This window comes from Pseudomonas sp. H1_D04, from assembly GCF_054683855.1.
Window position 1 is genome coordinate 2,192,655 of sequence record NZ_CP162826.1, and the last position, 19,699, is coordinate 2,212,353.

The following is a 19,699-nucleotide window of genomic DNA, read 5'->3' on the forward strand; positions in this document are numbered from 1 at the left end:
CTCAGATCTTCTGTGCCAGGGACACGGTAAAGATGCCCCACTCATCCACACGCTGGGTGATTTTGCGGAAACCGGCGGCTTCCACCAGTTGGTCCATTTCCGCCTGGCTGCGACGGCGCATCACCCAGGCCTGGCCTTGGCGATGGCTGGTCAATGCGCGGGCAATCAGCTCCAATTGCGGGTGCCATGGCTGGCCGGTGTACACCAAGTAGCCACCGGGTTCGACCGCTTCGGCGAGGCCGGCCAGCGAACCGCCGACCATGCTGTTATCGGCAAACAATTCATACAGCCCAGACACCACCGCCAACGTCGGCTTGGGTTCCAGCGCCGCCAGGTCCGCGCGATCAAACGCATCGCCTTTGACGAACTGCGCGATATCCCCCAGGCCTTTCTCGCGGATCAGCGCGCCACCGTCGCGCACGTTGATGTCGCTGTAGTCGCGCAACAGGATCGATTCCGGCAGCGGCGACACGCCCTGCAAGGCTTCCAGAATGTAACGCCCGTGGCCGGCGGCGATGTCGACGATACGTACTTCACGCTGTTCATCCCGCAACTTGGCCATGGCCAGGCGCAGCAGTTCTTCGACGTTCAGCTTGCGCTGACGGATGCCGCGCCAGCCGATGGAGTTGAGGTAGTTGGTGTCGATCATCCGCCCCAGCCCGCCCTTGCCGGTGGGTTTGTTGCGGTAGACGTAGTCCAGGGTACTGCCGGAGTCGAAACCGGTGTCGAAGCCCAGTTTCACCCCATCTGACAGGTTCTTGCCCAAGCCCATGCTGGCGCGGGTCATGCGCCAGTACAGGTCACGCAGGGAGTTGCGCGGCAGCGGCGCGGCGAGGGATTCGGACTCGGCGCAGGTGGCGCCCAGTTTGTCGGCGTCGAGCAGGGAGGCGCGGTCCAGCGGGTGAGCAAAGTTTTGCAGGATAAAGCGCCTGGCACTGCTCACCGCCACGGTGCGGTCACGTTCGCCGAGGGTGTCGTGGAAAAAACCGGGCAGGATATGCAGCTCTTTTTTCAGGCTGCCTAGGCGGTCGAAAAATTGCTGCTGGGGTTTGCGATGCACCACGAAGTCGGAGCCGGAGATGAGCAACTGAGTCGGCACTTGGATGGCCTGGGCATCCGCTACAACCCGGTCGGCTGCTTCGTACAGACCCAGCAGCACATTCACTGAAATCGCCTTGGTGATCAGCGGATCGCTGTCGTAGGACGCCACTCGCTCCGGGTCATGGCTGAGGAACTTGGCCTTGACGTAGCTGTTGACGAAAAAGTTGCCGCGAAACTTGCGCATCAGCGCCAGGCCTGGACGAGCGAACGGCACGTACAGCTTGACCTTGAACGCTGGCGAGGCGAGCACCAACGCGCGGATTTTCGGCGCGTAATCGTGCACCCATGTGGCCGCGATTACCGCACCGACGCTTTGGGCGATGACAGCGAAGTTTTCCTCTTCGATGCCGTAGGTGGCGACGATATGGTCACAAAAGGTTTGCACGTCGCGGGCGCTGGTGGCGAAGCTGGGGCTGTCACCGCGCTCGCCGGGGGATTGGCCGTGGCCGCGGGCGTCCCAGGCGAAGAAGTCGAACTGGGGCAGGTTCAGCTCATCGACCAGATGGGCGATGCGGCCCGAATGCTCATGGCCGCGATGGAACAGCACGATCGCCTGGCGTGGCTCGCCATCCGCAGGGGAAGTGGCCGGCCAGTGTCGGTAAAAAAGCTCGACGCCATCATGGGTACTGAAGGTGTGTGCTTGCTGTTCGCGCATCGCAAAATCCTTATGCAGAAGGGGAAGGGGTTTCTTTCAGGCCTTGTCGTACGCGGTTGACCAGGGTGTAGGCGAGCAGGGCGGCGACCAGCCACATCACCGTGTCGACCCAACCTGCGCCGAGCCAGCCCAGCGCTACACCGGTGGCCAGCACGCCGAGTACAAACGCCCGATCACTTTTGCCCATCGGCCCGTCGTAGCGCCGTGAAGCGCCGACCATGGGCCCGAGCACACCGGCGTATTCGCTGAATACCGCCAGCAATGCCACCAAGAGCACCGGCGCCAGGCTCACGCCCGGGATCAGTGCAAAGGGCAGGATCAGCGCGCTGTCGGCGATCACGTCGCAGAGTTCATTGAGGTAGGCGCCCAGGCGCGACTGCTGGCCGAATTCACGGGCGAGCATGCCGTCGATGGCATTAAGGGCCATGCGCGCAATCATCCACAGCGGGATCAACGCAAACAGCCACAGGTGTTGGGCGAAGCTGGCAATCAGCAGGCCCACCAGCAGAGAAATCACTCCGGCCAGAACGGTGATTTGACTGGCGGTGGTGCCGTTGTCGTAGAGGCGCTGCACGAGAGGACGCAGCAGGTTTTGAAAACGCGGTTTGAGCTGATAGATCGAAATCATGGGGGGTGACGCTTCCTTGTCCGTGAGCCCGCGAAAAACTGGCTTGGAGTGTGCCGATTAATCATGAGATCTACCAGTGATGGCTCGTGTTTATGGGGGTTTAGTCACGCTCTGGAGAGCACTGAGAAACAAATGTAGGAGGGGGCTTGCTCCCGATGGCGATGGATCAGCCAGCACAGGCACCAACTGACAGGTCGTTATCGGGAGCAAGCCCCCTTTCACAGGGGATGTGTGTCGTGTTCAAAAGCGCTTTTTGACGAACAAAAATTTCACGTCGCGTGTTATATCGTAACGAATTGTGTACAGACGGGCGTGTTGGGATGCAAGTGGATCTAGAAGCTGACGGCGCTTCTGTAGAAGGCCTCGCGCGCTTTCAACAGGGGCAGTTCCATGCCCGTCGATTGCGTCAGGCCGGTATCAGCCTGACAGTGCTGGCCGTCGCCGGTTGGGTGCTGGCGCTGTTTGTCGCCTTGTTTGCGCCGCTGTCGATCTGGCCGGTGGTATTGATCAACAGCGCCTGCGCGTTGCTGGTGCTGGTGGCGGGTTTGCAGTCGGCGTGGTGGGTGGCCGATTCGCGCGCCCAGGCGCTGGAGGAACCCGCGGTTGAAGTACCGGTTGAGCAAACGGGCCGGTACGCGCGGCTGGTTGGGCGCTTTGGCAAGCAGATTGGCGCGCCGGTGTTGTGGCTTGGCGGCTGGTCGCTGCTCGCGCTGGTTAGCGTTATCGAATTCTGGAACCTGGCGTTGCCGGCTGCGGCTGTAGGTCAGTCCGCCAGCATTGGCGCCGCGTTGGCCTTGGCCCTGGCGTTTGGCTTGCTGGTGTTCGAACGTCGCCTGGCCCAGGAAACCGCCGCGCAATGGCCGGAAGCTTCGCAACTGGCGCAGTTGAGCCGAGTGGCGATCAGTTGCCTGGTGGTCAGCGCGATTTGCCTGCTGTTTGCCGGTGCCGAGTCCGTGTGGCCGTTGCGTCTGGCGGTGTTGATTGGCCTGCTGCCGGCACTGGTGGCGGCGGAGTTTCTGCTCAGGGGCGCGTTGTCATTGTTCAGCCCGCGCCAACCGCATCTTGAACCCCGCCTGATGGCGCAAAGTTTTATCGCGGGTTTGCTGCGCTGGCCGCCACAACCGTTGCTGGCGTTGCAGCACGAGTTGCACAACCGCTTCGGCATTGACCTGCGTCAGATCTGGGCCTTTACCTACATGCGCCGCGCATTTTTTCCGGTGCTGCTGGTGGTGCTGGCGATCGGTTGGGCGCTGACCGGTGTGCATGAAGTGCCCCTGCAAGGCCGTGGGATCTATGAACGCTTCGGCAAACCGGTGCAAGTCTTCGGCCCCGGCCTGCATGCCGGGTTGCCTTGGCCATTGGGTCGCGTCATTAAAGTGGAAAACGGCGTGGTGCATGAATTGGCCACCAGCGTCAGCGAAACTGCTTCGCCCGAGCTGACACCTGCGGAAGGTCCGGCGCCGTTGATTGCCAATCGACTGTGGGACGCCAGCCATGTGAATGACAAATCCCAAGTCATCGCCAGCAGCAGCGGCGATAAGCAGGGCTTCCAGATCGTCAATATGGATGTGCGCTTCGTCTACCGCATTGGCCTTACCGACGAGGCCGCGCTGGCGGCTACGTATAACAGTGCGGATGTACCGACCCTGATCCGCAGCACCGCCAGCCGCATCCTCGTGCACGACTTTGCTTCGCGCACCCTCGACGAATTGCTCGGCGAACAACGCACCAGCCTGGCTGACGAAGTGGGGCGCGCGGTGCAGGCGGATCTGCAGAAACTCCACAGCGGTGTGGAAATCCTCGCCACCGTTGTGGAAGCCATCCACCCACCGGCCGGTGCCGCCAATGCCTATCACGGCGTGCAAGCTGCGCAGATCGGTGCTCAGGCCCTGATCTCCCGCGAGCGCGGAGCCGCCAGTGAGCAGACCAACCAGGCCCTGTTGCAAGCCAGCATTGCCCGCGATCAAGCCACGGCCACGGCCCATGAAGTGAATGCTGGCGCACAGGCGGCCGACCTGCGTTTCGCCGCCGAACAAAAGGCCTATGCCAGTGCAGGCCAGGCCTTCGTGTTGGAGCAGTACCTTGGCCAACTCAGCCAGGGCCTGGCCCACGCCAAACTGCTGATTCTGGATCATCGCCTGGGCGCCGATGGCGCACCGACGATCGATCTGCGTTCTTTTACCTTGCCGGCCGATCCCTCGGTGCCGCGTAAAGCCGTTCAATAAGGAGTCTGTCTGTTGAGCGCTCATTCTCACGATCACGGTCATCACCATCATCACGGCCACCACCATCACGGTGATGAGCACGCTGCTGGTCCATTCCCTTGGCGGCGTATGGGCTGGGCCGTGTTGCTCGTATTGTTTGCGGTCGCTGCGGCAAGCCTGGTGCAAGTGCGGTCCGGCGAAGCCACGGTGATTACGCGGTTCGGCAACCCGTCGCGGGTGTTGCTGGAGCCGGGCCTTGGTTGGCGCTGGCCGGCGCCGTTCGAAGCGGCGATCCCGGTGGACCTGCGCCTGCGCACCACCTCCAGCGGCTTGCAGGACGTGGGCACCCGCGATGGCTTGCGCATCATCGTGCAGGCCTATGTGGCGTGGCAGGTGCAGGGCGATGCCGACAATGTGCAGCGCTTTATGCGTGCGGTGCAGAACCAGCCGGATGAGGCGGCGCGGCAGATTCGCACCTTCGTCGGCTCGGCACTGGAAACCACGGCGGCCAGTTTTGACCTGTCCAGCCTGATCAACACCGACGCCAGCCAGGTACGTATCGCCGATTTCGAGGCGCAGTTGCGCCAGCAAATTGATCAACAATTGCTCACTACCTACGGCGTACGCGTGGCCCAAGTCGGTATCGAGCGGCTGACGTTGCCCTCGGTGACGCTGACCGCCACCGTCGACCGCATGCGTGCCGAGCGCGAAACCATCGCCACCGAACGCACTGCCGTGGGTAAGCGCGAAGCGGCCCAAATCCGTTCCGCCGCCGAGCGCGACGCGCGCATCGTGCAGGCCGACGCCACGGTGAAAGCCGCCGATATCGAAGCGCAATCGCGTGTCGAGGCCGCGCAGATTTACGGGCGGGCCTACGCGGGTAATCCCCAGCTGTACAACTTGCTGCGCTCGCTGGATACCTTGGGCACGGTGGTGACGCCGGGCACCAAGATCATCCTGCGCACCGACGCCGCACCATTCCGTGCGCTGGTGGACGGACCGAAGGACGTCCAGCCATGACCGAGCGTGACAGCCCGGACAGCCCATGGATTCAGGCCGGGCGCCTGACGTTCATGGCGCTGTACGCGGTGACTGTGTTGGCGGCGTTGGCCTGGGCATTTTCCAATGTGCGCCAGATCGACCCGCAGAACCGCGCCGTGGTGCTGCACTTCGGCGCCCTCGACCGTATCCAGAATGCTGGCTTGCTATTGGCCTGGCCGCAGCCATTTGAGCAGGTGGTGTTGCTGCCGGCCGCCGATCGAGTGATCGAGCGGCGGGTGGAAAACCTGCTGCGTTCGGAGGCGGCGGTGCAGGCTGACCGCGTGGCCAGTTTCGCCACGCCCTTGAGCGATGCCATGGCCGGCTCCGGCTACCTGCTGACCGGGGATGCCGGAGTGGTGCAGCTGGATGTGCGGGTGTTCTACAAGGTCACCGAACCGTATTCCTTTGTATTGCAGGGCGAGCATGTGTTGCCGGCCTTGGATCGCCTGGTCACGCGCAGCGCCGTGGCCCTGACGGCGGCGCGGGACCTGGACACGATTCTGGTGGCGCGCCCGGAACTGATCGGCGCCGACAATAGCGCCGCCGAGCGTCGTGAACGGTTGCGCGGTGACCTGGTGCAAGGCATCAATAAGCGGCTGGCGGAGTTGACCTCAAGCGGCTTGGGCTTGGGGATCGAAGTCACCCGTGTCGATGTGCAGTCGAGCCTGCCGGGCCCGGCGGTGAATGCGTTCAATGCGGTGCTGACGGCCAGTCAGCAAGCCGATAAAGCGGTGGCCAATGCGCGCACCGAAGCGGAAAAGCTCACCCAAACCGCCAATCAGCAAGCTGACCGTGTGGTGCAGGTTGCCCACGCCCAGGCCAGCGAACGCTTGGCCAACGCCCAGGCGCAAACCGCCACCGTCGCCAGCCTCGCCCAGGTCAAAGACCCGGGTTTGCTTCTGCGTCTGTACCGCGAGCGCTTGCCGAAGATTCTCGGCCAGGCGGGCTCCGTGACAACGGTCGACCCTAAAGACGACTCCCGCTTGATCATCCAGGGAGCCGAGCAATGAGCGCACCTATGTTGACGTCCGCCGAGCAGCGCAGCGCTGCCCGGCAATTGACCCTGGCCATGCTGGCCTTGGGATTACTCGCGCTGGGTCTGGTGTGGCGCTGGCTGGCGCCGGACCAGACTGGCGTCAGTCAGCTATTACTGGGTGTGGCATCACTGCTGGTAGCCGTGCCGGTGATGCGTTCGGCGTGGTACAGCCTGCGGTTTCCCAGCCTGCATGGCATTACCGATCAACTTATCGCCTTGGCCATGCTTGGCGCCTGGGCTACGGGGGATCTGCTGACGGCGGCGTTGCTGCCGATCATCATGATCTTTGGGCATGTGCTGGAGGAGCGCAGCGTGATCGGTTCCCAGGAAGCGATCCATGCTCTGGGCAAACTGACCCGCAGTCATGCGCGGTTGGTGCAGGCCGACGGCAGCATTGTTGAAGTGGACAACGGCACGCTGAACACCGGCGATATCGTGGAAGTGCGCGCCGGTGACCGTGTGCCCGCCGATGGTGTGGTGTTGTCGGGCCAGGCGAGTCTGGACACGGCGCCGATCACCGGTGAGTCGGTGCCGTTGGAAGCCAGCGTCGGCGTGCAGGTGTTTGGCGGGGCGATCAACCTCGACGGTCTGCTGCGCCTTGAAGTGACGCGCACCGGCAACGAGTCGACCTTGGGCAAGGTCATCGCGCTGATGCAGAACGCCGAGCGGTCCAAGCCGCCGATCACGCGACTGCTGGAGCGCTATGCGGGCAGTTATATGGTGTTGGTGCTGCTGCTGGCGGCGGTCACCTGGTTTGTGACCAATGACGCCCAGGCGATGCTCGCCGTGCTGGTGGCGGCGTGCCCCTGTGCGTTGGTGTTGTCGGCACCTGCCACGGCGATTGCCGGGATCGCCGTGGCGGCGCGCCATGGGATTCTGATTCGCAGCTCGGCGTTCCTGGAAGAGCTGGCGGACTTGACCTCGCTGGTGGTCGACAAGACCGGCACCCTGACCTTTGGCACGCTGCGATTACAGTCCATCGAAACCCTTGAGCCGGACCGGCAGGCGTTGCTGAATCTGGCGGCCAGCCTGGGCTCGGCGAGCAGTCACCCAGTCAGCCGCGCGCTGGCGGGGTTGGCTACCCAGCAACAACTGTTGATGCTGACCGACATCCGCGAACGCCAGGGCCTCGGCGTGGTGGCGCAGACCGAGCAGGGCGAAGCGGCCCTTGGGCGTCCGGAGTTGTTCGAGCAGTTGGGCATTGCCACCACGGGCGTGCCCAACCATGACGGCCCGATTGCCGGGCTGGCCCTGAACGGGCGATTTCTCGCCTGGCTGTTGCTGGCTGACAGCGTCAAGCCGGAAGCCCGCCAGGCGCTGCAAGAATTGCGTGAGCTGGGCCTGGGCCGCCAATTGCTGCTGACCGGCGACCGTCAAAGCGTGGCCGACAGCTTGGCCTTGGACGTGGGCATCAGCGATGTCGAAGCCCAGGCGTTGCCTGAGGACAAGCTCAACCGCGTGCTGGGCGAAATCGGCAGCGGCTTTCGGCCAATGGTGGTCGGCGACGGGATCAATGACTCCCTGGCGCTCAAGGCCGGCGTGGTGGGCGTGGCAATGGGGGCGGGCGGGGCGGACATCGCGCTGGCTTCGGCGGACGTGGTGCTGATCGGCAGCGACCTGCGCCGCCTCGGCACCTGTGTGCGCTTGAGTCGCCAGTGTCGGCACACGTTGCAGGTCAATGTGATCATCGGTCTGGGCTGGACGCTGGCGATTGTGGTGTTCGCCGCATTTGGCTGGTTGGGGGCCGCAGGGGCAATGATCGCGGCAGTGTTGCACAACCTCAGCACGTTGCTGGTGCTGGGTAACGCCGGGCGTTTGCTACGCTTCCACGAGCCGCTTTTGAAACTCGACGAATAATTTTCAGCAATATTTGCGTACCGCTGTAACGCCGGTGGGGGGCCTCACTCTAGTGGTGTGTCGAGACTGAACAATCCGTTCAGACCGACGCCACTACTGATCATGAGGAATACAACAATGAACATTAAATCCGCCGCTGCTGGTGCCGCTTTCGCGATGGCCGCCGCTACCATGTTTGCTGGTGTCGCCACCCAGGTACAAGCCGCAGACGCGCCAGTGCATTGCTACGGCGTAACCTCCTGCAAGGGCATGAACGACTGCAAGACCGCTGAAAACGCCTGCAAAGGCCAGGCAGAGTGCAAGGGCCACGGCTTCAAGGCTATGACCAAGGCAGCCTGTGACGCGGCTGGCGGCAAAGTCGGCGAATAACCGGCAAACGAGTGCAACCGCAGCGGCAGCCCCCCTCCGCTGCGGACACACTTTCCCCAGGAGTCAGCCATGTCCGCTTCCCTTCCAAGTCTGGGTTACGGCCTGGGTTTACGCAGTGAGTACTACCAGCAGATCCTTGAACAATCGCCGGCCGTGGATTGGTTCGAAGTGATCTCCGAGAATTACCTGGTGCAGGGCGGTAAAGCCTTGTACTTCCTGGACGCGATAGCCGAGCGCTATCCCCTGGTGATGCACGGGGTGTCCCTGTCCATCGGCGGGCCCCACGCCATCGATATCGATTACCTCAAGCAGATCAAACAGCTCGCCGAGCGTATTCACCCGGCGTGGGTTTCCGATCATCTGTGCTGGAGCCGCGGCAGTGCGCACCAGTTGCACGACCTGCTGCCTCTGCCTTACACCGAAGAAAGCCTCTATCACGTCGCCAGCCGCGTTCGCCAAGTGCAGGACGTGTTGCAGCGCCCGCTGGTGCTGGAAAACGTCTCCAGTTACGTGCGTTCCAAGGCAGATGAATTCACCGAGTGGGAATTCCTCAACGCCTTGGCTCATCTGTCGGGGTGCCAGTTGTTGCTGGACGTCAATAATGTGTACGTCAGCTCTCGCAACCATGGCTTTGATGCCTGGACCTTTATCCGCAACCTGCCGCCCGAGAGCATTCGCCAGCTGCATTTGGCGGGGCATATGGACTATGGCGACTACGTGGTCGATACCCACGACCATCCGGTATGTGATCCGGTGTGGGCGCTGTACCAACAGACCCTGGAGCACGTGGGGCCTGTGTCGACGCTGTTGGAGCGCGATGACCATTTTCCGCCGTTCGAAGAGCTGCTCACCGAGTTGAGCAAGGCCCGCGAACTGGGCGCCACCGCCTTGGCCAGGAGAGCGGTATGCGCCTGACCGATTGGCAGTTGGCCTTCGAACAGCATTTATTAGCCCAAACCCCCGACGCCAACAGTGGCTTTGCCGCCACTTTATTGGGCGGGCCGACGCTGGACGTAGACACGGGCCTGGCGATCTATCACAACGCCTATATCGCGCGGTTGCAGGAAGTACTGCGGCACGACTTCAGCGCCATCCTCTATTGGCTGGGGGATGATGAGTTTGCGGCGCTGACCCACGCTTATGTACGCCGTTATCCGTCGGCCCATTACAGCTTGCGTTGGTTTGGCGAACGGTTGCCGGCGTTTATCCACGAGCACCTCGTGGCCGAACAAAGTGCACCGCTGGCAGAGCTGGCTAAGTTGGAGTGGGCTTTTACCCTGGCCTTCGATGCGCCGCAGGGTCAGCCGCTGTCCCTGAATGACATGGCGCTCCTGCCGCCCGAGGACTGGCCGGATTTGCAGGTTGCCCTGACGCCGTCCGTGCAGCAGCGACTGTGTCACTTCAACAGCGTGGGCATCTGGCGTGCCAGCAAAGATGGGGCGGATTTCCCAGGCAGCTGCACCTTGGACCTGGCGCAGATCTGCCTGGTATGGCGCCTTCATCAGGTGTGCCATTACCGCAGCCTGGAACCTGCGGAAGCCTTAGCATTGGCCGGTATGGTGACGACCGGTTGGACCTTCGCAGAACTGTGTGAGCAGCTAGCAGTCACTTATGCAGAGGGTGCGCCGCTGCAGGCTGTTACATGGCTGAAACAGTGGGTCCAGGACGGTTTGCTCCAACGCCGAACTCCATAGAAGAGGGCTATCAAATCGATAGCCTCCTACTTTTATTGGGATGGTCTACCCTCAGTTCAGACGTCTGAAACAAGGGGGGACTACTCATGCTCGCGCAACTTCCACCGGCCTTACAGAATCTTCAGCTACCGCTGCGTCTGCGACTCTGGGACGGCCATGAATTCAACTTGGGCCCAGAGCCCAGTGTGACCATCGTGGTGAAGGACCCCACGGTCGTCTCGCAACTGACCCATCCCACACTCGACTCACTGGGCGAAGCCTTCGTCGAGGGCAAACTGGAGCTGGAAGGTTCCATCAGCGAAGTGATCCGGGTCTGTGATGAGCTGAGTCATGCCTTGATCGAGGGCGACGGCGACAGTCATCCGGTGCGCTCGATCCATGACAAGGCCACGGACGCAGCGGCGATTTCCTACCATTACGACCTGTCCAATGAGTTCTATCAGCTGTGGCTGGATCAGGACATGGCGTACTCCTGCGGCTATTTCGAAACCGGCAGCGAATCCATCGACCAGGCCCAACAAGACAAATTCCGCCACCTGTGCCGCAAGCTACGCTTGCAGGCGGGGGAGTATTTGCTCGACGTCGGTTGCGGATGGGGCGGGCTGGCGCGGTTTGCGGCGCGGGAGTTCGGGGTGAAAGTGTTTGGCATCACCCTGAGCAAAGAGCAGTTGGTATTGGCTCGGGAGCGAGTCAAAGCCGAGGGACTGGAAGACCAGATCGACCTGCAACTGCTGGACTACCGCGATCTACCCCAGGACGGCCGATTCGACAAAGTCGTAAGCGTGGGCATGTTCGAACACGTCGGCCACGCCAACCTGGCGCAGTACTGCCAGACCCTGTTTGGTGCGGTGCGTGAAGGCGGCCTGGTGATGAACCATGGCATCACCGCCAAGCACACCGATGGCCGCCCGGTGGGCCGTGGCGCCGGGGAGTTTATCGAGCGGTACGTGTTCCCGAACGGTGAGTTGCCACACTTGGCAATGATGACCGCCGAGATCAGCGAAGTCGGGCTGGAAGTCGTCGACGTCGAAAGCCTGCGCCTGCACTACGCCCGAACCCTGGACCATTGGAGTGAGCGGCTGGAGGACAACCTGGAAGCGGCGGCCAAGATGGTGCCAGAACAGGCGTTGCGTATCTGGCGGTTGTACCTGGCCGGTTGCGCCTATGCGTTTGCACGGGGTTGGATCAACCTGCACCAGATCCTCGCGGTGAAGCCTCACGCGGATGGCAGCCATGAACTGCCGTGGACGCGGGAAGACATCTATCGCTGATCTGATGTTCCAGAAAGGTGGAGATCCAACTGTGGGAGGGGGCTTGCTCCCGATAGCGGTATATCAGTCGCCACCCGTTGACTGACCACCCGCTATCGGGAGCAAGCCCCCTCCCACATTTTGTGTTGTCTGGTTAAAGGATTGGTGAGATCAAGCGCGCCACACGCATTCCAAGTTGTTGCAGGCGCCGTGTTTCGCGGCTTTCTTCCTGGCTGACTTCATGGGCCTGCGCGAAGTCATCGAGCAGCATATGCTCCACCTCCTGGGCGAAGGCTTCATCGACGGTCAGCAGCATCACTTCAAAATTCAGCCGAAACGAACGGTTGTCCATGTTGGCACTGCCAATGGCGCTGATCTCGCTGTCCACCAACACCACCTTCTGATGCAGAAAGCCCGGCGTGTAGCGGAACACCCGCACTCCGGCGCGCACGGCTTCGATGGCGTAGAGGCTGGAGGCGGCATACACAATGCGGTGATCCGGCCGCGACGGCAGCAGCAGGCGCACATCCACTCCGCGTAGTACCGCCAGGCGCAGGGCGGCAAACACCGCTTCATCGGGGACGAAATACGGGCTGGTGATCCATACCCGCTCGGTCGCTGCGTGGATGGCCTCGACGAAAAACAGCGAACAGGTTTCATACGGATCGGCCGGACCGCTGGCGAGCAATTGGCAGAGCACGCCATCTTCGGGATAGGTGTCCGGCAAGATCAGCGGCGGTAGTTCACGCGCGGCCCAGAACCAGTCTTCGGCAAACGACTCCTGCAGGCACGCCACCACGGGACCGGTGACCTGTACATGGGTGTCGCGCCATGGCGCCAATGGCGGTTTTTTGCCCAGGTATTCATCACCCACGTTATGCCCGCCGACAAACCCGGTGATGCCATCCACCACCACGATTTTGCGATGGTTGCGAAAGTTGACCTGGAAGCGGTTGAGCCATCCACTGCGGGTGGCGAAGGCCTTGACCTGCACGCCGGCGTCGCGCAGTGATTGCACGTAGCGATGGGGCAGGGCGTGACTGCCAATGCGGTCGTAGAGCACGTAGATGGCCACGCCTTGGGCAGCCTTTTCTTTCAGCAGCGTATGTAATTGGCGGCCAAGTTCATCGTCATGAATGATGAAAAACTGAAACAACACAGCGGTTTTGGCGTTGCGAATGGCTTCAAAGATCGCGCTGAAGGTGGCGTCGCCATTGATCAGCAGGCGTACTTCATTGTTGGCCAGGCACGGCATGCGACCCAGTTTGGGCATGGCGCGCAACGAGGCGTAAGCGCTGGAGTTGCGCGCAGCGAGCGCCTCCTCAACCCAAGGACGCCAGTTCAGCGCGGTGATGGCGGTGTGCATTTCCTGATTGGCCTGGCGCCGCGCCTGGATATACGCGTCGAAGGTGCTGCGGCCAAAAATCAGGTAGGGGATCAACGTGAGATAGGGCATGAACATCAGCGACAAGGCCCAGGCTATCGAGCCTTGAGCGGTCCTGACGGTCAGCACCGCGTGGATCGCGGCGAGAGTCCCGAGAAAGTGCAGCGTGGCGATGAAGTAGGCGAGCAGGTGCGGGCCAAAGAAATCCATGGACGACAGTACTCCAGACAATCCAATGCCTAACAGACCATGTTCGGCTGCGAATGTCGCTATTTTATTTGGCGTGCAACACTGGCGCCTTTGCAGCGTCTAACGCCCACAATTGCCCAGGAGTTACCCGATGAATGCTCGTCTGCTCTGTTTATCCATGGTTGTTGGTTTGTCGTTGCCGGTGGCAGCGCAGGCGCAGATGCTGGCGCCGGGCTTGTGGGAATTGACCACCAGCAATATGAAAGTCGATAACCAGGACCTGCCGGACCTGTCGCTGATCCTCGGTCAGCTCAAGCAACAGATGACCCCCGAACAGCGCGCGATGCTCGAAAAGCAGGGCATCACCATGGCAGGTAAAGGCGTGCAGGTGTGCCTCACTCCAGCCCAGGTCGCGTCGGACTCAATCCCTTTGACCGACCCGCAATCGGGCTGCAAACAGGAAGTGACCGACAAAACCGGCAACCAGTGGAAATTCCGTTTCAGCTGCCCGAAAGCTCAGGGCACCGGAGTCGCCACTTTCCAAAGCCAGAAAGAATTCACCACGACCGTCAACGGCACCTTCAATGCCACCGGCATTCAGCAGAAGGGCAGCCTGGACACTCACGCCCAGTGGCTGGGCAACGATTGCGGTACGGTCAAACCACGCGCTTAACGCAGAAAGTGCAGCGGCAAACCCTGGCAGCTGTCGACCACCTTGCCGTTGTGCCAGGCCAGGTGGCCGGAGACCAGGGTGGTGCTGACGCTGTGGCGAAAGCTGCGCTCTGCAAAGGGCGTCCAGCCGCAGCGGGCAAGAATCGGCTCATCCCTGACCGGCTTACCTTCGGGCTCGGGTTTGATCAGCACCAGATCGGCCCAATACCCTTCACGCAGATAACCACGGTCCGGGATAGCAAACAGGTCGGCGACCCTGTGGCTGGTCTTCGCGACCAGCGTGGCCAGCGGCAGCAGCCCGTCTGCCACCAGCTCCAGTAACGCCGGCAGCGCATGTTGCACCAGGGGCAATCCCGACGGCGCTTCGCGATAGGCCAGTTGTTTTTGCGCCCAGGTATGCGGCGCGTGGTCTGTGCCAATCACATCCAAACGATCATTCAATAACGCCTGGCGCAACGCGTCGCGGTCGGCACGGGTCTTGATCGCCGGGTTGCATTTGATCTGATGGCCGAGGCGGTGATAGTCCCGGTCATCGAACAGCAAGTGGTGCACACAGACTTCAGCGGTGATGCGTTTTTGTGCCAGGGGCTTGTCTTCAAACAGAGCCAATTCGCGCGCGCTGGTGAGGTGCAGCACATGCAGGCGCGTGCCGTGGCGCTGGGCTAACTCCACCGCGAAAGAGGACGAGCGATAGCAGGCCTCGGCGTCGCGGATCAGGGGGTGCGCGACGGCGGGGATGTCATCGCCGAAACGATCGCGCAAGCGCCGTTCGTTGGCCTGGATACTGGGCGTGTGTTCGCAGTGGGCCAGGAGGATGGTCGGGACTTCGGCAAACAGACGCTCCAGGGTCCGTGGGTCGTCCACCAGCATATTGCCGGTGGACGCGCCCATGAACACTTTGACTCCCGCCACCTCGCAGGGGTCGAGGGCGGCGACGATGTCGAGATTGTCGTTACTTACCCCGAAGTGAAAGCCGTAGTTGACCACCGAGTGCAGGGCCGCGCGGCGTTTTTTATCGGCCAGCGCCTCCAGGTTCAGGGTGGGCGGGTTGGTGTTGGGCATGTCCATCACACTGGTGATGCCGCCAGCCGCGGCCGCGCGGGACTCACTGTAGAAACTGCCTTTGTCCGGCGCGCCGGGGTCACGAAAGTGCACCTGGTCGTCGATCATGCCCGGCAGTAGCCATTGCCCCTTGGCGTCGATGGCCAGTGGCGCGTTACAGCCGGTGATGCTGCTGGCGATCTTTTCGATGCGGCCATTGGCGACCAGCACGTCGGCGTCGAAAATCTGGCCCTCGTTGACCAGGCGGGCGTTGCGGATCAGCAGGCGGCTCATGGCTTAGAACTCGTTTTGCAGGGCTTTGTAACCGCGCACCAAGTCGACGTTGGTAAGTGCCACGTCTTCGGAAAACTCCGAGGCGCTGACGCTCACCGGTGGGAATTGCGACAGGTCGGTATTCGGTCCGATGCGGGTGGTGGAGGGCACGTAGAACGCGGCGGGTAAATCACGACCGTCGACCACCGAGTTATGGCGCACCACGCACCCATCGCCCACGGCGCAGTTGAACAGCACGCTGTTGAAACCGATGAATACGCGGTCGCCAACTGAGCACGGGCCGTGGACGATGGAGCGGTGGGCGATGGAGGTGAACTCACCGATGGTCACTGCCGCGCCGGATTTGGAGTGGATGACCACGCCGTCCTGAATATTGGAATTGGCACCGATGGTGATCGGATCCATGGCGCCGCTGGCGTCGACTTCGTCTGCGCGGATCACCGCATACGGGCCGACGAAGACGTTCTCGCCAATGATGACCTTGCCGCAGATGATGGCGGTCTTGTCGACGTAGGCCGATTCGGCAATCACTGGCAGATCGCCGGAAGGGTTCTTACGGATCATGCGCTGGGCTCCGTGATGATGTGGACGTAGTCGCCATCAATGGCGTTGTAGAAACAGGTGGGCCGGCCTGTGTGGCAAGCCGGGCCGAGTTGGTTGACGATCAGCAGCACCGCGTCGCCGTCGCAATCCAGGCGTGCTTCCACCAACTGCTGCCAGTGACCGGAGCGTTCACCTTTGCGCCACAGTTGCTGGCGCGAGCGTGACCAGTAGCAAACTTGCCCGGTAGCGAGGGTTTCGGTGAGGGCCCGGCGGTTCATCCAGGCCAGCATCAACACCTCGCCGCTGCTGTGTTGCTGGGCGATGGCGGCAATCAGGCCATCGCTGTTCCATGGCAGGGCATCGAGCACTGGTTTGAGTGGGAAGCGACTGCCTTTGGCAGCCCCTTCCAGTTCGAGCATGCTCAGGTTCATGGCTTGCTCAGGGCGGCGCACAAGGTGTTGAGGTTGTATTCGAAAAGCCCTGTAAACGTGCTGGCCGGGCCTTCGGCGGCGAGGGCGTCGGAGTACAGCGTGCCGCCGATCTGCGCGCCGCTTTCGTCGGCAATTTGCTTGAGCAGGCGCGAGTCCTTGATGTTTTCCATGAACACGGCTTTGACCTTGTCTTTGCGGATCTGTGTGATCAGCGCAGCGACTTCAGCGGCAGAGGGTTCACGTTCGGTAGACAGGCCTTGGGGGGCGAGGAACTGAATGCCATAGGCCTGGCCCAGGTAACCGAAAGCGTCATGGGAGGTGACGATGCGGCGGTTGCCTGGGGGCAGAGCACTGAATTTGGTCTTGGCTTCGGCCAGCAGGCGGTAGATTTCTTTCAGGTAGGTTTGGCTGTTGCGCAGGTAGTCGGCCTTGTTGGCCGGGTCGGCAGCCACCAGCGCCTTGGTGATGTTGTTCACATAGATTTCAGCGTTGGCCAGGTTATGCCAAGCGTGCGGGTCGGGGATGGTTTCGCCATCCTCTTCCATGGTGTGGGAGATCACGCCTTTGCTGGCGGTGACCACCGTGGCTTTGGTTTCGGTGCTGGTGACTAAGCGGTCCAGCCAGGGTTCGAAACCGAGGCCGTTCTTGATGATCAGCTTGGCCTTGAGCAGCGCCTTGGCATCGTCCGGTGTGGGCTCGTAGGTGTGGGCGTCGGCATCCGGGCCGACCATGTTACTGATCTGAATGTGGTCGCCACCGATCTGGTGCGTAATGTCATTGAGAATACTGAAGCTGGTGACCACCTGGAGTTTGTCGGCGGCCTGGGCCATCGACAGCGGCAGCAGCAGGCTGAACAGCACGAGTAGAGCGCGCATCGGGAGACACCTCATTGGGATGTAAGCAGGGGCGGGCGGCGCATCAAACCGTGCACCGGACCGAAGACCACGGACAGCAGGTACCCAGCGCCAGCCACCAGCACAATCGCCGGGCCGCTGGGCAGTGAGTAGTAGAACGACAACAACAAACCAAGCCATACCGACAGGCATCCCAGCACCGCCGACACCGCAATCAACACCGGCAGGCGCCGGCTCCAGAAACGTGAAGCGATGGCGGGTAACATCATCAGACCCACCACCATCAACGCGCCGATGGCCTGGAAACCGATCACCAGGTTCAGCACCACCAGGGTTAAAAACAGCCCATGGGCCAGCGGGCCAAGGCGGCTGACGGTTTGCAGGAACAGCGGGTCGAGGGTGTCCAGCAGCAGTGGTTTGTAGATCAGTCCCATGGCGACCAGGCTGAACCCGGACACCCAGAGCATTCCGGTAAGGGTGGTTGCGTCGACGGCCAAGGCAGAGCCGAACAGCAAGTGCAAAAGATCCAGGCGTTTACCGGCGAGGCCGAGGATCAGTACGCCAGCGGCAAGGGAAATGGGGTAGATGGCGGCGAGGCTGGCGTCTTCGCGCAGGCCGGTACGGCGAGTGATCCAAGCGGAGAGGCCAGCCATGCTCAGGCCGGCGCCGAGGCCGCCGATGGTCAGCGCCGGCAGGCTGAGCCCGGCGAACCAGAAACCCAGCGCAGCGCCGGGCAGGATGCCGTGGGCCACGGCGTCACCGATCAGGCTCATGCGGCGCAGGATCAGGAAGACACCCAGCGGGGCAGTGCTGCACGCGAGTACAAGTCCGCCGATCAATGCGCGGCGCATAAAGACGAAGTCGAGGAAGGGCATCCATAAGTGGGCGGCGAAGTGCATCAGGCCACCTGCATCTGGGGCTGCGGGCGGATCAGCTCTTTGCTATCGCCGAACACACAACCGGTGTTTTTGATTTGCAGCACTTGCTCGGTGTGGTGGCGTACGGACGCCAAATCGTGGCAAACGATGACCAGCGTGCGGCCTTCGGCATGCCAGGCATGGATATGTTTCCAGCACAGCGTCTGGCCGTCCTCATCGAGGGCTGCGTGGGGTTCATCGAGCAGCAACACCGGCGAATCGGCCAAACTCATGCGGGCGAGCAGGGCGCGTTGCAATTGGCCGCCGGACAACGCCATCAGCGGGCGCTGTTCCAGGCCGCTGAGGCACCAGTCTTCCAGCACTGCTTGCAGGCGCTGATTGCGTTGTTGTGGGGGGAGTCGGGTGCCCCAGAAACCGGCGGCGACCAGTTCTTGCAGGCTAATGGGAAATTGGCGGTCAAGGTGTTGCTGCTGAGGCAGGAACGCTAGGCCGCCACGGCGTGGAACATTGACGACCACCTTGCCAGCCAGCGGCTTTTGCAGCCCGGCGATGACTTTGAGCAGGCTACTTTTGCCGCAGCCATTGGGGCCAATTACGCCGGTGAGGCTACCTTTTTCCAGGATGAGATCTATGGCGGGTGTGAGTGGTTGTCCGGGGGCGCCCCAGCGCAAAGCGTTGCAGGTGATCATTCAGGGTGTCTCGTCCAGCGGCTTTCAGCCACGGCATCGTGCGCGTGCAGGCTTTCGGCGTGGATCACTTTGAGGTGGAAGGCGTTGACGGCATCCGAGCGTTTCAAGGCGAGGTTCAGGCGGCGGGCGGCGTCTTCGCAGAACATTAGGTTCTGTCCGTTGGCCAGGGCGAAGGCTTGTTCGTCCGCACGTTTCACAGCGGTTTGTACGGCGGTGCCGAGAGCAGCTTCGGCGTCGTTGATGATGTCGGTCAGCGCCAGTTGCTCGCCTCGCAGGTGTACGTGCAACTGCGCGTTGCTGCGCTGGCTGTGGGGTGTGGCGACGATGCCGTCTGCGCTACCGAGCCAGGTCAGTACGTCTTCATGCTGCAACGGCGTGTCGGCGAAGTCTTCGAGAAATTGCTGCTGAATCAACTGCCTGGCCAGGGCAGCGGAACAGGGGCAAGTTGAGGAATAAGTAACGTTAATTTTTAGTTCCACGTGGAACATCTGGTTTTCCAGGCGCGCTTCGATGCTGACTGGGTAGCCTTTCCAGCCAGCTAAGGGGCTGACCAGCGCCGGGCGTTTCAACAGCAAATTCGTGTGCAGACGCAGGTAGGCGTTCTTAGATAAATCTTCATGACTGTCGAGAAAACGCTGAAGTACATTGCGCAGAAGTGCAGGCGTGAGGGGCTGCTGGTCGAGCATCTCCAGTGCCAGGTACAGGCGTGACATATGAATGCCACGGGCGGTGCCGTCATCCAGGCTCACGCCGGCATCGGCGGTGGCGGTCAAGCGCTGACCGTCGATCAGGATTGGTAGGGCGATGCCGCACATGCCGACCCAGTCGAGTGGCAAGGCTTGGCGTGAAGCCTGCGCGGCGATATCCGGCAGAGTCAGCGCGTTCATGA

Annotated in this window: 19 protein-coding genes; 9 read left to right on the top strand and 10 right to left on the bottom strand. The window is 61.9% G+C overall.

Features of this window, described 5'->3' with window-relative positions; translation table 11 throughout:
• Position 1 precedes the first annotated feature (1 nt).
• The gene (locus tag AB4N82_RS09995; protein ID WP_122764008.1) at positions 2-1,756 is read right to left on the bottom strand and encodes a bifunctional alpha/beta hydrolase/class I SAM-dependent methyltransferase; all 1,755 of its coding nucleotides are present in this window, start codon (positions 1,754-1,756) and stop codon (positions 2-4) included.
• A gap of 10 nt (positions 1,757-1,766) precedes the next feature.
• Positions 1,767-2,384: a CDP-alcohol phosphatidyltransferase family protein gene (locus AB4N82_RS10000; RefSeq protein WP_122764007.1), complete on the bottom strand. Its 618-nt coding sequence runs from the start codon at positions 2,382-2,384 to the stop codon at positions 1,767-1,769.
• A 320-nt stretch (positions 2,385-2,704) separates the two neighbouring features.
• Here AB4N82_RS10000 and hflK (AB4N82_RS10005) point away from each other — a divergent pair, with 320 nt between their 5' ends.
• From hflK (AB4N82_RS10005) to cfaB, 8 genes are all read left to right on the top strand, one after another.
• Positions 2,705-4,609 carry a protease modulator HflK gene (hflK, locus tag AB4N82_RS10005; protein WP_122764006.1) on the top strand — a complete coding sequence of 635 codons (1,905 nt, stop codon included), beginning with the start codon at positions 2,705-2,707 and terminating at the stop codon, positions 4,607-4,609.
• A 9-nt stretch (positions 4,610-4,618) separates the two neighbouring features.
• Positions 4,619-5,608, top strand: a complete 990-nt coding sequence (gene hflC / locus AB4N82_RS10010; RefSeq protein WP_371260679.1) for a protease modulator HflC — start codon at positions 4,619-4,621, stop codon at positions 5,606-5,608.
• Positions 5,605-6,639: a protease modulator HflK gene (hflK, locus tag AB4N82_RS10015; protein ID WP_095185259.1), complete on the top strand. Its 1,035-nt coding sequence runs from the start codon at positions 5,605-5,607 to the stop codon at positions 6,637-6,639. The genes hflC and hflK (AB4N82_RS10015) overlap by 4 nt, the downstream gene beginning before the upstream one ends.
• Positions 6,636-8,522 carry a cation-translocating P-type ATPase gene (locus AB4N82_RS10020; protein WP_122764005.1) on the top strand — a complete coding sequence of 629 codons (1,887 nt, stop codon included), beginning with the start codon at positions 6,636-6,638 and terminating at the stop codon, positions 8,520-8,522. Before hflK (AB4N82_RS10015) ends, AB4N82_RS10020 begins: the two co-directional genes overlap by 4 nt.
• Positions 8,523-8,639: 117 nt before the next feature.
• Positions 8,640-8,891 carry a BufA2 family periplasmic bufferin-type metallophore gene (gene bufA2 / locus AB4N82_RS10025; RefSeq protein WP_032884507.1) on the top strand — a complete coding sequence of 84 codons (252 nt, stop codon included), beginning with the start codon at positions 8,640-8,642 and terminating at the stop codon, positions 8,889-8,891.
• 69 nt (positions 8,892-8,960) lie between these two features.
• Positions 8,961-9,806 (top strand): MNIO family bufferin maturase, encoded by an 846-nt coding sequence (gene bufB, locus AB4N82_RS10030; RefSeq protein ID WP_122764004.1) that lies wholly within the window; start codon positions 8,961-8,963, stop codon positions 9,804-9,806.
• Positions 9,797-10,585, top strand: coding sequence for an HvfC/BufC family peptide modification chaperone (locus AB4N82_RS10035; RefSeq protein ID WP_122764003.1), 789 nt, complete (start codon positions 9,797-9,799; stop codon positions 10,583-10,585). The genes bufB and AB4N82_RS10035 overlap by 10 nt, the downstream gene beginning before the upstream one ends.
• 86 nt (positions 10,586-10,671) lie before the next feature.
• Positions 10,672-11,856: a C17 cyclopropane fatty acid synthase CfaB gene (cfaB, locus tag AB4N82_RS10040; protein ID WP_032884504.1), complete on the top strand. Its 1,185-nt coding sequence runs from the start codon at positions 10,672-10,674 to the stop codon at positions 11,854-11,856.
• Between the two features lie 133 nt (positions 11,857-11,989).
• On the opposite strand, the gene cls is transcribed toward cfaB, so the two are convergent.
• Entirely contained in the window at positions 11,990-13,429 is a 1,440-nt protein-coding gene (gene cls / locus AB4N82_RS10045; RefSeq protein WP_095185255.1) for a cardiolipin synthase, read from the bottom strand.
• Between the two features lie 130 nt (positions 13,430-13,559).
• On the opposite strand from cls, the gene AB4N82_RS10050 reads away from it, so the two are divergent.
• Entirely contained in the window at positions 13,560-14,081 is a 522-nt protein-coding gene (locus tag AB4N82_RS10050) for a DUF3617 domain-containing protein (protein WP_032884502.1), read from the top strand.
• On the opposite strand, the gene AB4N82_RS10055 is transcribed toward AB4N82_RS10050, so the two are convergent.
• The 7 genes from AB4N82_RS10055 to folE2 are packed head-to-tail and all read right to left on the bottom strand — an operon-like array spanning position 14,078 to position 19,697.
• On the bottom strand, positions 14,078-15,415 hold the full coding sequence (locus AB4N82_RS10055) for a dihydroorotase (RefSeq protein WP_122764002.1): 1,338 nt from the start codon (positions 15,413-15,415) through the stop codon (positions 14,078-14,080). The genes AB4N82_RS10050 and AB4N82_RS10055 overlap by 4 nt on opposite strands.
• Positions 15,416-15,418: 3 nt before the next feature.
• Positions 15,419-15,979: a gamma carbonic anhydrase family protein gene (locus tag AB4N82_RS10060; protein WP_032884500.1), complete on the bottom strand. Its 561-nt coding sequence runs from the start codon at positions 15,977-15,979 to the stop codon at positions 15,419-15,421.
• On the bottom strand, positions 15,976-16,389 hold the full coding sequence (gene hisI, locus AB4N82_RS10065) for a phosphoribosyl-AMP cyclohydrolase (protein ID WP_122764001.1): 414 nt from the start codon (positions 16,387-16,389) through the stop codon (positions 15,976-15,978). The genes AB4N82_RS10060 and hisI overlap by 4 nt, the downstream gene beginning before the upstream one ends.
• Positions 16,386-17,264, bottom strand: coding sequence for a metal ABC transporter substrate-binding protein (locus AB4N82_RS10070; RefSeq protein WP_032884498.1), 879 nt, complete (start codon positions 17,262-17,264; stop codon positions 16,386-16,388). The genes hisI and AB4N82_RS10070 overlap by 4 nt, the downstream gene beginning before the upstream one ends.
• A gap of 11 nt (positions 17,265-17,275) precedes the next feature.
• Positions 17,276-18,142, bottom strand: a complete 867-nt coding sequence (locus AB4N82_RS10075) for a metal ABC transporter permease (RefSeq protein WP_032884497.1) — start codon at positions 18,140-18,142, stop codon at positions 17,276-17,278.
• Positions 18,142-18,810, bottom strand: a complete 669-nt coding sequence (locus AB4N82_RS10080) for a metal ABC transporter ATP-binding protein (RefSeq protein WP_099601789.1) — start codon at positions 18,808-18,810, stop codon at positions 18,142-18,144. Before AB4N82_RS10080 ends, AB4N82_RS10075 begins: the two co-directional genes overlap by 1 nt.
• On the bottom strand, positions 18,807-19,697 hold the full coding sequence (folE2, locus tag AB4N82_RS10085) for a GTP cyclohydrolase FolE2 (RefSeq protein WP_460104875.1): 891 nt from the start codon (positions 19,695-19,697) through the stop codon (positions 18,807-18,809). Before folE2 ends, AB4N82_RS10080 begins: the two co-directional genes overlap by 4 nt.
• Positions 19,698-19,699: the final 2 nt, after the last annotated feature.

Excerpts from the sequence above, each read along its gene's own strand:
- hisI (WP_122764001.1), bottom strand. The coding sequence starts at position 16,389 with ATGAACCTGAGCATGCTCGAACTGGAAGGGGCTGCCAAAGGCAGTCGC.
- AB4N82_RS10020 (WP_122764005.1), top strand. The coding sequence starts at position 6,636 with ATGAGCGCACCTATGTTGACGTCCGCCGAGCAGCGCAGCGCTGCCCGG.
- bufA2 (WP_032884507.1), top strand. The coding sequence starts at position 8,640 with ATGAACATTAAATCCGCCGCTGCTGGTGCCGCTTTCGCGATGGCCGCC.
- AB4N82_RS10035 (WP_122764003.1), top strand. The coding sequence starts at position 9,797 with ATGCGCCTGACCGATTGGCAGTTGGCCTTCGAACAGCATTTATTAGCC.
- AB4N82_RS10080 (WP_099601789.1), bottom strand. The coding sequence starts at position 18,810 with ATGATCACCTGCAACGCTTTGCGCTGGGGCGCCCCCGGACAACCACTC.
- AB4N82_RS10055 (WP_122764002.1), bottom strand. The coding sequence starts at position 15,415 with ATGAGCCGCCTGCTGATCCGCAACGCCCGCCTGGTCAACGAGGGCCAG.
- hflK (WP_095185259.1), top strand. The coding sequence starts at position 5,605 with ATGACCGAGCGTGACAGCCCGGACAGCCCATGGATTCAGGCCGGGCGC.
- AB4N82_RS10070 (WP_032884498.1), bottom strand. The coding sequence starts at position 17,264 with ATGCGCGCTCTACTCGTGCTGTTCAGCCTGCTGCTGCCGCTGTCGATG.
- folE2 (WP_460104875.1), bottom strand. The coding sequence starts at position 19,697 with ATGAACGCGCTGACTCTGCCGGATATCGCCGCGCAGGCTTCACGCCAA.
- AB4N82_RS10000 (WP_122764007.1), bottom strand. The coding sequence starts at position 2,384 with ATGATTTCGATCTATCAGCTCAAACCGCGTTTTCAAAACCTGCTGCGT.
- hflK (WP_122764006.1), top strand. The coding sequence starts at position 2,705 with ATGCAAGTGGATCTAGAAGCTGACGGCGCTTCTGTAGAAGGCCTCGCG.
- AB4N82_RS09995 (WP_122764008.1), bottom strand. The coding sequence starts at position 1,756 with ATGCGCGAACAGCAAGCACACACCTTCAGTACCCATGATGGCGTCGAG.
- AB4N82_RS10050 (WP_032884502.1), top strand. The coding sequence starts at position 13,560 with ATGAATGCTCGTCTGCTCTGTTTATCCATGGTTGTTGGTTTGTCGTTG.
- cfaB (WP_032884504.1), top strand. The coding sequence starts at position 10,672 with ATGCTCGCGCAACTTCCACCGGCCTTACAGAATCTTCAGCTACCGCTG.
- AB4N82_RS10060 (WP_032884500.1), bottom strand. The coding sequence starts at position 15,979 with ATGATCCGTAAGAACCCTTCCGGCGATCTGCCAGTGATTGCCGAATCG.
- cls (WP_095185255.1), bottom strand. The coding sequence starts at position 13,429 with ATGGATTTCTTTGGCCCGCACCTGCTCGCCTACTTCATCGCCACGCTG.
- AB4N82_RS10075 (WP_032884497.1), bottom strand. The coding sequence starts at position 18,142 with ATGCACTTCGCCGCCCACTTATGGATGCCCTTCCTCGACTTCGTCTTT.
- bufB (WP_122764004.1), top strand. The coding sequence starts at position 8,961 with ATGTCCGCTTCCCTTCCAAGTCTGGGTTACGGCCTGGGTTTACGCAGT.